The sequence below is a fragment of the Nocardioides sp. GY 10113 genome (assembly GCF_004919105.1).
Classification (GTDB): domain Bacteria; phylum Actinomycetota; class Actinomycetes; order Propionibacteriales; family Nocardioidaceae; genus Nocardioides.
On the sequence record NZ_STGK01000012.1, the window covers coordinates 1 to 13,254 of the forward strand.

Sequence of the window (13,254 nt, forward strand, 5' to 3'; positions counted from 1 at the left end):
CAGCGCCGATGGTACTGCAACCGCGAGGTTGTGGGAGAGTAGGACGCCGCCGGACAAACATTGAGCAGGCGTGGGCCGCGTCCCCGACGCGCCGCTTGCGAGTAGAGGCCACCCTCGGGTGGCCTCTACTGTATTTGCACCACCTACACGAGAAGAGAGAGCTGGTCGTGGCAGAGCAGCAGGGTTCACGCCGCAGCGGCGGTCCTCAGGGACGGTCCGGCTCCGGCGCAGGCAGCAACGGACGACGCGGTGCCCAGGCCGGTGGCCAGGGACGCGGCGGCGGACAGTCGCGCTCCGGCGGATCTCGGTCCGGCGGTCGCAGCAGCGACGGCGGCGACCGTCGGGGTCAGAAGCCTCGGGCCGGAGGGTCCGGCGGCGGGCGTCCGCCGCGGGATCGTGTCGAGCGCACCAAGGAGCAGGCGGTCTACGACGGCCCGCCGCTTCCCGACGAGATCACCGGCAAGGAGCTCGCGCCGGCGGTCCGCGCCCAGCTCAAGGGCCTCCCGGACAAGCTCGCGTCCCGTGTCGCTCGGCACCTCGCCGCAGCGGGTGCGCTGATCGACGAGGACCCGGAGACGGCCTACCAGCACACGCTGGCCGCACGAGCGCGCGCCTCCCGCCTGGCGGTGGTGCGCGAGGCCGCCGGCGAGGCGGCCTATGCCGCTGGCCACTACGCCGAGGCGCTCTCCGAGCTGCGGGCCGCCAAGCGCATGAACGGCGCGACGGCGTACCTGCCGATCATGGCCGACTGCCATCGGGCGCTGGGCAACGCCAAGCGCGCGCTCGAGCTGGCCAAGAGCCCCTCGGTGGCGAACTTCGCGCCCGAGGCGAAGGCGGAGATGACCATCGTCGAGGCCGGCGCGCGCCGTGACCTCGGTCAGTTCGACGCCGCGCTGCGGACGCTGGAGCTGGCGCCGATCAACAGCAAGTCGCGCGAGGCGTGGGTGCTGCGGCTGCGCTACGCCTATGCCGACACCCTCGAGCAGGCGGGCCGCCTCCAGGACGCCCTCACGTGGTTCCACCGCACCGACGCGCTCGACGGCGAGGAGCTGACCGACGCGGCGGAGCGAGCGGCCGCGCTCGAGAAGCGGATCGGGGACTGATCGCAGGGCGCGCGGCGGTCTCGTCGCGCGCCGTACGCCGGCGCGGGCTCAGCCCGCGCCCAGGACGACCGTCGCCCCGGCATGCCCGGCGGGGACGGTGTCCCAGCGCAGGTCCTCGCGGAACGCCACCCGGATCCGGTCGACCTGGGCGACCAGCGCCTGCTCGCCGCTGACCTCGAGCACGATCGAGTCGCCCTCGCCGAGGGTGGCGCCGGCCGGATCGATCAGCTCCTCGCAGAAGTGGTCCGGTGCGCTGGTGACACCGATCGTGCCCCCTCGGCAGAGCAACGGCGTCACCGCGACGTCGGCCGAGGCGGTGGCGCTGGTCTTCACGCCGGCCACGTGCAGGGTGCGGTCGAAGCCCTCGGGTGCCGCGAACATGCCCAGGTAGACCGGTGCTCGGGTGGTGCCCGTGGCCGCCACCTCCCGGTCGTCCACGGGCAGGGGCTCGGGTGTCGCCATGTACCAGGCCACCCACCCGGCGAGCAGGCCGATCGCGGCTGCGACGAGTGAGACGCGTCGCCAGCGGCCGTGGCGGCGAGGGCGCCCCGGAACGCCCAGCGACAGCGCCGGTCCCGCCGCGGGGCCGTTCGAGGAGGGGGGCTGGCCGCTGCTCATGGCCGAAGGCTAGGACATCCGCCGCTGGCCGCTGCGCAGCCCGCGCCCACATGTCAGACTCCACCGCATGAGCCTGCATCCACGGTCGACCTCCACCGGTCACGGGGGACTGGAGCGGCCGACGTTGGAGGGCAGCATCGCTGTCCGGGACGGGCGTCGGCTCAGCTTCGCGGAGTACGGCACCCCGCGCGGGCGTCCGCTGGTCTGGCTGCACGGAACGCCCGGCGGGCGGCGACAGATCCCGGTCGAAGCGCGGGAGTTCGCACTGGAGGCGGGGATCCGGATCATCGGGATCGACCGTCCCGGCATCGGCACCTCGACGCCGCACCTGTACCCCGACGTCCTCGACTGGACCGACGACCTCCGTCTGGTGCTGGACGCGCTCGCGGTCGACGAGTTCCGGGTCATCGGACTCTCGGGCGGCGGGCCGTACGCGCTGGCGGCCGGTGCCGCGCTGCCGCACCGGACGCTCGGCGTCGGCGTGCTCGGTGGCGTGGCGCCCACCCGTGGTCCCGACGCGGCCGAGGGCGGACCGATCCAGCTCGCGGTGCGGCTGGCCCCGGCTCTCACCGCCGTGCGGGTGCCGCTGGGCGTCGCGCTCACCGGGGCCATCCGGGTGGTCAAGCCGCTGGCCGGGCCCGCGCTCGACCTGTACGCCGCGGTGCAGCCGGCCGGCGACAAGGCCCTGCTCGCGCGTCCGGAGTTCAAGGCCATGTTCATCGACGACCTGCTCAACGGCAGCAGGTTCCAGATCTCGGCGCCGTTGGCCGACCTGGTCCTCTTCACGCGGGACTGGGGCTTCGCGCTGGGCGACGTGAAGGCTCCGGTGCGCTGGTGGCACGGGGGCCAGGACCACATCGTCCCGTTCGCGCACGGCGTGCACGCGGTCTCGCTGCTGCCGGACGCCGCGCTGACCGTGATCGACGGCGAGAGCCATCTGGGCGGACTGGGTATCGCTCGGACGGTGTTGGAGGCCATGATGGGGGTGGGCGCCACTCCGGGACTCGGGTTCGACGGGTGACGACACCTCGCCACGCCTGCACAATCGCTGGTTTTCCTCCGTCACATCGGTAACATCGGAGGCACAACTCCACAGGAGTCACTCGAGAACCACTCGATGCCGACTCGCTTTCGTGAGACCGCTGGGGAAGGCGTATCTCGCGCCGGAGGGAAAGGCAGATCGAGGAGTTCACGGTGACCCACAACAACAGTGCTACTCGCGGCGTGTTCTACGTCCACTCGGCACCGTCCGCGTTGTGCCCTCACATCGAGTGGGCTGTGGGCGGTGTTCTCGGTGTGGCCGTCAGCCCGGACTGGACCGCTCAGGCGGCACAGGCCGGGACCTATCGGTGCGAGTTCTCCTGGACCGGCAAGCCCGGGTCCGCCGCCGCGATGGCGTCGGCGCTCCGAGGCTGGAACCACGTGCGGTTCGAGGTCACGGAGGAGCCCACCCTCAGCACCGAGGGTGCCCGCTTCTCCTACACCCCGGACCTCGGTGTCTTCCACGCCGTGACCGGCCTGCACGGGGACATCATGATCCCCGAGGACAGGCTGCGCGCGGCGACGGTCCGGGCGGGCCTGGGCGAGACGACGATCGAGAACGAGATCGACAAGCTGCTCGGGAAGCCGTGGGACGACGAGCTGGAGACCTTCCGGCACGCCGGCGACGGCGCACCGGTCCGGTGGCTGCACCAGGTCGTCTGACCGAGGACGTCCGAGGGACCACGAGCCCCCGCGCGTAGCACAGCAGAGAAACACAGAGGCCGGCCGAGCACTGCTCGGCCGGCCTCTGTGCTGTCAGGCGCCGGTGCGCGCCGCTCAGCCCGGCCCGGGGTCAGACGCTGCCGAAGGCGACGGCGACGTTGGCGCCGCCGAAGCCGAAGGAGTTGTTGAGCGCCACGATGTCGCCGATCGGGAGGTCCCGCGGCTTCGTCGCGATGTCCAGCTCCACGGCGGGGTCCTGGTTGTCCAGGTTGATGGTCGGCGGCGAGATCCGGTGGTGCAGCGCCAGCACGGTGGCGACGCCCTCCAGGGCGCCCGCGCCGCCGAGCAGGTGTCCGGTCATCGACTTGGTGCTGGTCACCACGATCTCGTTGGCGTGCGAGCCGAGCACGGCGTGCAGCATCAGGCCCTCCGCGACGTCGCCCTGCGGCGTCGAGGTGGCGTGGGCGTTGACGTGCGCGACGTCGGACGGGGAGATGTCGCCGTCGGCCAGCGCCCGCCTGAGCGCGCGCGTGCCGCCGCGACCCTCGGGGTCCGGCTGGGCGATGTCGTGGGCGTCGGCGGTGATGCCGCTGCCGAGGACCTCGGCGTAGATCCGCGCTCCGCGGGCACGGGCGTGCTCCTCGGACTCGAGGACCAGCGCGCCGGCGCCCTCGCCGAGCACGAAGCCGTCCCGCCCGGTGTCCCACGGGCGGGAGACCGTCGTCGGGTCGCCCTCGTTCTTGGACAACGCCATCATGTTGGAGAAGGCGGCCACCGGCAGCGGGTGGATCGCCGCCTCGGTGCCGCCGGCGACGACGATGTCGGCGCGACCGAGTCGGATCTGGTCGGCGGCCAGGGCGATCGCCTCGTTGCCCGAGGCGCACGCCGACACCGGGGTGTTGACCGCGGCCCGGGCGCCGAACTGGAGGCTGATGGTCGCCGCAGGGGCGTTCGCCATCAGCATCGGCACCGCCAGCGGGGAGACGCGGCGCGGGCCCTTGGCCAGCATCGCGTCGTAGTTGGTGAGCAGCGTCTGGACGCCGCCGATGCCCGACGCCATCGCGACGCCGATCCGGTCGCCGTCCAGCTCGCCGTCGGCGAGGGGCTGGTCCAGCCCCGCGTCGGTCCAGGCCTCCATCGCGGAGACCAGGGCCAGCTGGGAGGAGCGGTCGAGACGGCGGGCCCGAACCCGCTCCAGGACCTCGCTCGGGTCGACCGCCGCGGGTGCGCCGATCTGGACCGCGAGGTCGGCCGGCCAGTCAGCCGTACTCGCGACCTCGGTCAGGCGGCGCACACCGGACCGACCGGCGATCATCCCCTCCCAGGTGCTGGCGACATCGCCGCCCAGGGGGTTGGTGGTGCCCAGCCCGGTGACCACGACACGTGTACGACTCATCGTCTCGACCTCTCGACTCGCTCCGAACCCAGCTCTGCGATCAGGCCGCCTGGGCCTTCTCGATGTACGACACGGCGTCGCCGACGGTCTTGAGGTTCTTGACCTCGTCGTCGGGGATGGTGACGCCGAACTTCTCCTCGGCCTCGACCACGACCTCCACCATCGACAGCGAGTCGACGTCGAGGTCGTCGACGAACGACTTGTCGAGCTGGACGTCGTCGGCGTCGACGCCGGCGACCTCGTTCACGATCTCGGCGAGGGCGGCGCGGATCTCTTCGGTGCTCATTCTGTTTGTCTCCATCGGTTGGGTTGGTGATGCGTAGGTGGGGTTCTGGGGACGTCGGCCGGCGGCGCCGGTGACGTCGGCGCGGCCCGTCAGGGGAGGACGACGACCTGCGCGGCGTAGGCCAGTCCGGCGCCGAAGGCGATCAGCAGCGCCCGGTCGCCCGACTTCGCGTCGCCGTCGGCGTACATGCGGTCCAGCGCGAGCGGGATCGAGGCGGCCGAGGTGTTGCCCGCGTCGACGATGTCGCGGGCGACCTTCACGGTGGCGGGAAGCTTCATGGCACGGACCATGGTGTCAGTGATCCGGTTGTTGGCCTGGTGGGGGATGAAGCAGTCCAGGTCGTCGGCTGTGATACCGGCGCGGTCGAGCGCCTGCTGCGCCACCTTCGCCATCTCGTACGACGCCCAGCGGAAGACGGCGCTGCCCTGCATCGTCAGGTTCGGGTTCGTCGGGCTGACCGAGCGGATCAGGTCCTGGTGCTCCCCGTCGGACCCCCAGACCACCGGTCCGATCTGCGGGGTCTCCGACGGGCCGATCACGACGGCGCCGGCACCGTCCGCGAAGATGAAGGCGGTGCCGCGGTCGGTCGTGTCGGTGATGTCGCTGAGCCGCTCGACGCCGATCACCAGGACGTGACGGGCGCTGCCGGAGCGGACCATGCCGTCGGCGAGCGCGACGCCGTGGCAGAAGCCGGCGCAGGCGGCGGAGATGTCGAACGCGGCGGCCTGGTCGGTGCCGAGCTCGTGCGCGATCGCGGCAGCGGCCGACGGCGTGGCGAGCAGGTGGCTGACGGTCGCCACCACCACGGCGTCGACCTGGCGTGCGTCGATCCCGGCGTGCTCGAGGGCGTGACGGGAGGCCTCCACGGCCATCATCGCCACCGTCTCCTCCTCCGACGCGATCCGGCGGGTCTTGATGCCCGAGCGCTGCTGGATCCACTCGTCGCTGGAGTCGATCGCGTCGACGATCTCCGAGTTCGGGACGAGCCGGGCGGGTCGGTAGCTGCCGACGCCGAGGATCGCCGAGTAGGGCGCGCCGGTGATCGCGTTCAGGCCGCTCATGCCGCGCCTCCCTCGTCGCCGGTGGGGGTGGCGCCGTGCTTCGCGCAGAACTCCCGTGCCGCGTCGAGCTGGTCGGGGCCGCCGAGGGCGAGGGTCTCGACCGGCTGCGGCCCGCCGCGGAAGTAGCGCTTGGCGATGCCGGCGAGCGTGCCGGACGGGGGGAGCTCCAGGATGCCGGTGACCCCGAGGTCCGTCATCGTCTCGAGGCAGAGGTCCCAGCGGACCGGACGGGCGATCTGGCCGACGATCTTGGTCAGCACCTCGCGGCCGTCGCGCACGACCGTGCCGTCGGCGTTGGAGATGAACGCCGTGCGGGCGTCGTGCACCGGGACCGCGCCGGAGAGCCGGGTCACGTGGTCCACCGCGGGCGCCATGTGCGCGGAGTGGAAGGCCCCGGCGACCGAGAGCGGGCGGAGCTTCGCCTTGGGCGGCGGCTCCTCGGCGAACGCGGCCAGCTGCTCCATCGTGCCGGCGGCGACGATCTGGCCGGGTCCGTTGTCGTTCGCGGCGGTCAGACCGTGCTTGTCGATGGTTGCCAAGACCTCGTCCCGGTCGCCGCCGAGGACGGCGGTCATCCCGGTCGGGGTGACCGCGGAGGCGGCGGCCATCGCGTTGCCGCGCTCGCGGACCAGCACCATCGCCCGCTCGGGGGAGAGCACGCCGGCGAAGGCGGCGGCGCCGATCTCGCCGACGCTGTGGCCCGCGACGGCGCCGACGGCGGCGAGGCCGTCCGAGGGGTCGTCGCCGGACGACGGGAACAGCTCGAGCGCGGTCAGGATCGCGGTCGCGACCAGCAGCGGCTGGGCGATCTTGGTGTCACGGATGGTCTCGTCATCGGCATCGGTGCCGTAGTGGGCGAGGTCGAGTCCGGCGACCGCGCCCAGCCACTCCAGTCGGGCGGCGAAGATCGGGTCGTCGAGCCACGGACGGAGGAAACCTGCGGTCTGGGCACCTTGGCCAGGAGCGAGGATCACGAGCACGGTCTCAGCCTGCCCTGTGGGGATGCACAACGGCTGCTCGGAGCCCGACGAACTTGTCGGCAGTGCCTTTGTGAGATCCCTACAAATCCGCCGTGGGCGCTCATGCCCTCAGATCCCCTGGGCGGCGTCCTGGCGCCCGAGCATCAGCGCGATCTGGAGCACCAGCGCGTCGCGGGCGCGGTTCGGGGTGAAGCCGGTCAGCTCGGCGATCTGGCCGAGCCGGTAGCGGACCGTGTTGGGGTGGACGAAGAGCGCCCGGGCGGTGGCCTCGATGGTCTGCCCGTGGCTGAAGTACGTGGTCAGCGTCTCCACCAATGAGCCGCGGCCCGCGGCGATCGGGGCGTAGACCGCGTCGATCGCCTCACGGCGGGCGTCCTCGTCGCCGGCGAGGATGCGCTCGGGCAGCAGGTCGTGGGAGCAGACCGGGCGGGGCGCGTCGGGCCAGCCGGTGACGGCGCGCAGGCCGGCGAGCGCCGAGCTGGCCGACACGTGGGCGTGCGCCAGGTCGGTGGCCACCGGGCCGACCACGACCGGCCCCTCGTCGTACCCGCGGACCACGGAGGCGGCGGCCTTCTCGGGGTCGGTGACGCCGCCCAGGATCACCACCAGCAGATGACCCTGCACCGCGCACAGCGCGTCCAGGCCGGCGTTGCGTGCGGCCCGACGGACCTCGTCGAAGTCGCCGACCTCGGCCTGGTCGGGCGTCGCCCGGCCGACCACGACGGCGACCTCGCCGCGGGCCGCCCAGCCGACCGCGCTGGCGCGGGAGAGGATGGCGTCGTCGGACTCGGCGCGCAGCACCGAGTCGACCACGAGCGCCTCGAGGCGCGCGTCCCAGGCGCCGCGCATCTCCGCGGCGCGGGCGTAGACCTCGGCGGTGGCGAACGCGACCTCGCGGCCGTACCGCAGGATGCCGGCGTGCAGCTCCGGGGTGATCTCGGGGTCGAGGATCTGGTCGATCTGTCGCTCGGCCTCGTCGATCGTGAGCCGGATCAGGTCGACGGTCTGGCGCAGGTCGATCACGCCGGCCAGCGCCTGCGGGACGGTGCCGAAGAGGGAGACGACCAGGTCCTCCTCCCGGGGCAGCGCGACCTCGCCCTCGGCGCCCAACCAGTCCAGGAAGCCGCGCACGCCGGACTGCACGATCTGGCCGACCCAGGCGCGCTCCTCGGCCCGCAGGTTGCGGAACCACGGGCGGTCGTGCTCGATCCGCGTCACCGCCGCGCGACTGAGGTCCCCGGCGGCGGCGCGGAGCTGCTCGATCGCGCGGCTGGTGGGGTCGGGGGCGGGCATGAGGTCCAGCCTAGAACCACCCCTCCCGGCCGCCCGGACCGGTGACCCTCGACGGAGTTTCGTGGTTGAATCGACAATCACCCCCGGGCAGCGCGGCCCGGGACGACGTATCCCTCGACAGGAACGTGCCGCACCCGCCCGGCGGAGGTGGGGCGCGACCAGGAGGTCGCCATGGGCGAGCCCGACCGCGCAGCGACCCGCCAGGGCCGGCACGAGGTCCACTACGTCACGATCCACGGCAAGCGGCGCGCCTACCTGAAGGAAGGGGAGGGGCCCGTCGTGCTCCTCCTGCACGGCCTCGCGTGCGACCGCCGGACGTGGGACCCGATCATCGACGCGCTGGCGGAGAAGTACACGGTGATCGCTCCCGACCTGCTCGGGCACGGCCTCTCGGACAAGCCCCGCGCCGACTACACCCTGGGCGGCTACGCCAACGGGATGCGCGACCTGCTCACCGTGCTCGGCTACGACAAGGCGACGGTGGTCGGCCACAGCTTCGGCGGCGGGGTGGCGATGCAGTTCGGCTACCAGTTCCCCGAGCGCACCGAGCGCGTGATGCTGGTGGCCACCGGCGGCCTGGGCCCCCAGGTGACCCCGTTCATCCGGCTGATCCAGGCGCCGGGCTGGGAGGCCGCGATGTCGCTGCTCACCCTGCCGGGCGTGCGCCACGTCGAGACGGCGGGGCTGCGCGCGCTCGGCGCGGTCGGCGGCCCGTTGCGGCCGCTCACCCGGGACCTGCCCGAGATCGCCGACATCATCGACTCCTGGCAGGACCGCGGCACCCGCTACGCGATCCGGCACCTGGTGCGGGCCGTGGTCGACTGGCGCGGCCAGGTGGTCACCATGGCAGATCGGGCCTACCTGACCGAGGCGATGCCGATGGCGGTCGTGTGGGGGCGCGAGGACCAGGTCATCCCGGTCTCCCACGCCGCCAACGCGGCCGAGATCGCGCCGGGCGCCCGGGTCGAGGTGATCGAGGACGCCGGCCACTTCCCGCACAAGTCCGACCCGGAGCGCTTCGTGCGGATCCTGGACGACTTCATCTCCAGCACCGAGCCGGCCCGCTACAGCCGCGCCCGCTGGCGCCGACTGCTGCTCGCCGGCCCCGCCTCGCCGGTGGCGCCGGTGACGCCGTTGAAGAGCGTGCCCTCGCCGGGCGCCAGCGCCTGAGGCCCAGCCGGCACGCCTGCCCGTACGACGACGGCCCCGTCCCACCCGGGACGGGGCCGTCGTCGTCACGGCAGGCTCAGGCGTCGCCGCCCTCCTGCTGGACGCCGGCCACGGCGGTCGGGTCGTCGATCTGGTAGCGGTCGACGGCCTCCTTCACCCGGGCCGGGTCGATCTGGCCGGCCGCGGCCAGGCCGGCGAGCGCCTGAACGACGACCGACTGGGCGTCGACGTGGAAGTACCTGCGGGCGGCGGGGCGGGTGTCGGCGAAGCCGTACCCGTCGGTGCCGAGGACCCGGTAGTCCGCAGGCACCCAGCGGGCGATCTGGAGCGGCACGGCGGCCATGTAGTCCGAGACGGCGACCACGGGGCCGTCGACGCCGGCCAGCTTGTCGGTGACGTAGGGCCGGCGCGGCTGCTCGCTGGGGTGGAGCAGGTTCCAGTCCTCCGCTGCGACCGCGTCGCGGGCCAGCTCGTTCCACGAGGTCACCGACCAGGTGTCGGCCTGGACGCCCCACTCCTCGGCCAGCAGGCGCGCGGCCTCCTCGACCCAGGGGTAGCCGACCCCCGAGGCGAGCAGCTGGACCCGGGGGCCGTCGCCATCGGCGACCGAGACCCGGTGCATGCCCTTGAGGATGCCCTCCACGTCCACGCCCTCGGGCTCGGCGGGCTGTGCCACCGGCTCGTTGTAGACGGTCAGGTAGAAGACCACGTCCTCGCCCTGCGGGTGCTCCTCGCTGGAGCCGTACATCCGCTCCAGGCCCGAGCGCATGATGTGGCCGACCTCGTAGGCGAACGCGGGGTCGTAGTGCACCACCGCCGGGTTGGTGGCCGCGAGCAGCGGCGAGTGACCGTCGGCGTGCTGCAGGCCCTCGCCGGTCAGCGTGGTGCGGCCGGCGGTGGCGCCGACCAGGAAGCCACGCGCGAGCTGGTCGGTCATCGCCCAGATCGAGTCGCCGGTGCGCTGGAAGCCGAACATCGAGTAGAAGATGTAGAACGGGATCATCGGCTCGCCGTGCGTGGTGTACGACGACCCGGCCGCCGTGGCCGAGGCCATCGCGCCCGCCTCGGAGATGCCCTCGTGCAGCATCTGGCCCTGCGGCGACATCTTGTAGGACAGCAGCATGTTGCGGTCCACCGACTCGAACCGCTGGCCGTGCGGGTCGTAGACCTTGGCCGAGGGGAACATCGCGTCCATGCCGAACGTGCGGTACTCGTCCGGCGCGATCGGCACGATCCGCTTGCCGATCTCGGGGTCGCGCATCCAGTCCTTGAGCAGCCGGACCGCGGCCATCGTGGTGGCGACCTTGTTGTGGCCGGCGCCCTTCTTCAGGTCGGCGTAGACCTTGTCGCCGGGCAGCGTCAGCGGGGCGGAGCGGTTCTTCCGGCTCGGCACCGAGCCGCCGAGCTGGCGGCGCCGCTCCATCATGTACTCGATCTCCGGGGCGTCCATGCCCGGGTGGAAGAACGGCGCGGTGCCGGTCTCCTCGTACGCCGTGTCCAGGTCGCGGTCGCTGATCGGCAGGTAGAGGCGGTCGCGGAACTTGCGGACGTCGTCCTTGGTCAGCTTCTTCATCTGGTGGGTGGCGTTCTTGCCCTCCAGGGCGTCGATCGTCCAGCCCTTGACCGTCTTGGCCAGGATCACCGTCGGCTGGCCGACGTGCTTGGTGGCGGCGTCGAACGCGGCGTACACCTTGCGGTAGTCGTGGCCGCCGCGGGGCAGCTTGCGGATCTGCTGGTCGGACATGTGCTCGACCATCGCGCGCAGCCGGGGGTCGGAGCCGAAGAAGTGCTCGCGCGTGTAGGCGCCGTCCTCGACCGAGAACGTCTGGAACGCGCCGTCGGGGGTGGAGTTCATCTGGTTGACCAGGACGCCGTCGACGTCGCGGGCCAGCAGGTCGTCCCACTCGCGGCCCCAGACGACCTTGATCACGTTCCAGCCGGCGCCGCGGAAGTTGGACTCCAGCTCCTGGATGATCTTGCCGTTGCCGGTCACCGGGCCGTCGAGCTGCTGCAGGTTGCAGTTGACCACCCAGACCAGGTTGTCGAGCTCCTCGCGGGCGGCGATCCGGATCGCGCCCAGCGACTCGGGCTCGGCCATCTCGCCGTCGCCCAGGAACGCCCAGACCCGCTGGTCGCTGGTGTCCTTGATGCCGCGGTTCTGCAGGTACCGGTTGAACCGCGCCTGGTAGATCGAGTTGATGCCGGTCAGGCCCATCGAGACGGTCGGGAACTCCCAGAACTCCGGCATCAGCCGCGGGTGCGGGTACGACGACAGGCCGGCGCCGGTGCCGTGCTGGACCTCCTGGCGGAACCGGTAGAGCCGCTCCTCGGTCAGCCGGCCCTCGAGGAAGGCGCGGGCGTAGATGCCGGGGGAGGCGTGGCCCTGGATGAAGACCTGGTCACCGCCGCCGGGGTGGTCGTGGCCCCGGAAGAAGTGGTTGAAGCCGACCTCGTAGAGGCTGGCGCTGGACTGGTACGTGGCGATGTGGCCGCCGACCTCCAGTCCCTTGCGGTTCGCGCTGGAGACCGTGACCGCGGCGTTCCAGCGGATGAACGCGCGGATCCGGCGCTCGATGTCCTCGTCGCCGGGGAACCACGGCTCCCGCTCCGGCGGGATGGTGTTGATGTAGTCCGTGCTGCGCAGCGCGGGCACCCCGACCCGGGACTCACGCGCGCGCTCGAGCAGGCGCAGCATCACGTAGCGCGCCCGCTCCCGACCACGCTCGTCGACCAGGGCGTCGAAGGACGCCAGCCAGTCCTGGGTCTCGTCGGGATCGATGTCGGGCAGCTGGGTCGGCAGGCCCTCGTGGATGACCGAGCGTGCCGACCCGCGCGCGGCGGAGGTGGTGCCGCTGGGCGATGAGGTGTCGTGGGTCACGGTGCCCATCGTTGCACTCATCGCGGACGCGGAAAATCTACCCCGGAGTATTCCGCGAGGCGGTCACACGCAGGGCCCGGAGGCGGGACACTGGGGGGCGAATGTGCGACATGGGTTGCGCCGACCGCGCGGACTGGGCTGGACTACTGCCGATCCGCGCTCGGCGGACCGTTGACTCAAGGAGTTGGGAAACACCGTGACATCCACCGCCGGTGGCGGGACCGCACCGTCAGGCACCGGGGAGCGCCTGGGCCTGAAGCCCGGCATGATCGTTCAGGAACTCGGCTGGGACAGTGACACCGACGACGGCCTCCGGGTCGCGATCGAGGACTGCATCGACGGCGACATGGTCGACGGCGACTACGGGAACGTGGTCGATGCCGTCGTGCTGTGGTGGCGTGACGAGGACGGCGACCTGGTCGACGGGCTCGTCGACTCCCTGACCGACCTCGCCGGGGGTGGCGTGATCTGGTTGCTGACGCCGAAGATCGGCCGACCCAACGCGGTGGACGCTGCGGACATCGCGGAGGCGGCCCCGATCGCCGGGCTGTCCCAGACGACCACGGTCACCGTGAGCAAGGACTGGGCCGCGACCCGGCTGGTCGCGCCGAAGACCCAGGGCTGAGGCCCGCCGCGCGCAGGCCGCGCCCCGCCGTCCGCGGCGGGTCGCGGCCGCCTCGGGCCCTCGTGCGCGGGATCGACACCGCCGGCGCACCAGCGCGCCGGCGGCCAGGAATCGACCGGCCCTGGCGCCGGTGCCGAAGG

12 protein-coding genes are annotated in these 13,254 nt (G+C 72.4%); 5 read left to right on the forward strand and 7 right to left on the reverse strand.

What is annotated here, in order from left to right:
- The first annotated feature begins 167 nt into the window (after positions 1–167).
- Positions 168–1,103, forward strand: a complete 936-nt coding sequence (locus E8D34_RS14650; RefSeq protein WP_136595400.1) for a tetratricopeptide repeat protein — start codon at positions 168–170, stop codon at positions 1,101–1,103.
- Positions 1,104–1,151: 48 nt separating this feature from the next.
- Here the strand turns inward: E8D34_RS14650 and E8D34_RS14655 are convergent, their stop codons facing one another.
- On the reverse strand, positions 1,152–1,721 hold the full coding sequence (locus E8D34_RS14655) for a hypothetical protein (protein WP_136595401.1): 570 nt from the start codon (positions 1,719–1,721) through the stop codon (positions 1,152–1,154).
- 67 nt (positions 1,722–1,788) lie between these two features.
- Between E8D34_RS14655 and E8D34_RS14660 the strand changes: the two genes are divergently transcribed.
- Both E8D34_RS14660 and E8D34_RS14665 read left to right on the forward strand, forming a co-directional pair.
- Complete coding sequence (locus E8D34_RS14660; RefSeq protein ID WP_136595402.1) at positions 1,789–2,742, forward strand: alpha/beta hydrolase; 954 nt, start codon at positions 1,789–1,791, stop codon at positions 2,740–2,742.
- A 173-nt stretch (positions 2,743–2,915) separates the two neighbouring features.
- Positions 2,916–3,425 (forward strand): DUF3145 domain-containing protein, encoded by a 510-nt coding sequence (locus tag E8D34_RS14665; protein WP_168929451.1) that lies wholly within the window; start codon positions 2,916–2,918, stop codon positions 3,423–3,425.
- Positions 3,426–3,555: 130 nt separating this feature from the next.
- On the opposite strand, the gene E8D34_RS14670 is transcribed toward E8D34_RS14665, so the two are convergent.
- From E8D34_RS14670 to E8D34_RS14690, 5 genes are all read right to left on the reverse strand, one after another.
- A complete protein-coding gene (locus E8D34_RS14670) occupies positions 3,556–4,821 on the reverse strand; it encodes a beta-ketoacyl-[acyl-carrier-protein] synthase II (RefSeq protein WP_136595403.1) in 1,266 nt (421 codons plus the stop codon).
- Between the two features lie 40 nt (positions 4,822–4,861).
- Positions 4,862–5,107 carry an acyl carrier protein gene (locus tag E8D34_RS14675; protein ID WP_136595404.1) on the reverse strand — a complete coding sequence of 82 codons (246 nt, stop codon included), beginning with the start codon at positions 5,105–5,107 and terminating at the stop codon, positions 4,862–4,864.
- Positions 5,108–5,196: 89 nt separating this feature from the next.
- On the reverse strand, positions 5,197–6,168 hold the full coding sequence (locus E8D34_RS14680) for a beta-ketoacyl-ACP synthase III (protein WP_136595405.1): 972 nt from the start codon (positions 6,166–6,168) through the stop codon (positions 5,197–5,199).
- Positions 6,165–7,148, reverse strand: a complete 984-nt coding sequence (locus E8D34_RS14685; protein WP_136595406.1) for an ACP S-malonyltransferase — start codon at positions 7,146–7,148, stop codon at positions 6,165–6,167. The genes E8D34_RS14680 and E8D34_RS14685 overlap by 4 nt, the downstream gene beginning before the upstream one ends.
- Positions 7,149–7,256: 108 nt before the next feature.
- Positions 7,257–8,441 carry a helix-turn-helix domain-containing protein gene (locus E8D34_RS14690; RefSeq protein ID WP_136595407.1) on the reverse strand — a complete coding sequence of 395 codons (1,185 nt, stop codon included), beginning with the start codon at positions 8,439–8,441 and terminating at the stop codon, positions 7,257–7,259.
- 171 nt (positions 8,442–8,612) lie between these two features.
- On the opposite strand from E8D34_RS14690, the gene E8D34_RS14695 reads away from it, so the two are divergent.
- The gene (locus tag E8D34_RS14695) at positions 8,613–9,611 is read left to right on the forward strand and encodes an alpha/beta fold hydrolase (protein ID WP_136595408.1); all 999 of its coding nucleotides are present in this window, start codon (positions 8,613–8,615) and stop codon (positions 9,609–9,611) included.
- Between the two features lie 76 nt (positions 9,612–9,687).
- Here E8D34_RS14695 and aceE read toward each other — a convergent pair whose 3' ends face one another.
- Positions 9,688–12,498, reverse strand: a complete 2,811-nt coding sequence (gene aceE, locus E8D34_RS14700) for a pyruvate dehydrogenase (acetyl-transferring), homodimeric type (RefSeq protein ID WP_136595409.1) — start codon at positions 12,496–12,498, stop codon at positions 9,688–9,690.
- Between the two features lie 187 nt (positions 12,499–12,685).
- Between aceE and E8D34_RS14705 the strand changes: the two genes are divergently transcribed.
- Positions 12,686–13,114: a DUF3052 domain-containing protein gene (locus tag E8D34_RS14705; protein ID WP_136595410.1), complete on the forward strand. Its 429-nt coding sequence runs from the start codon at positions 12,686–12,688 to the stop codon at positions 13,112–13,114.
- Positions 13,115–13,254 lie beyond the last annotated feature (140 nt).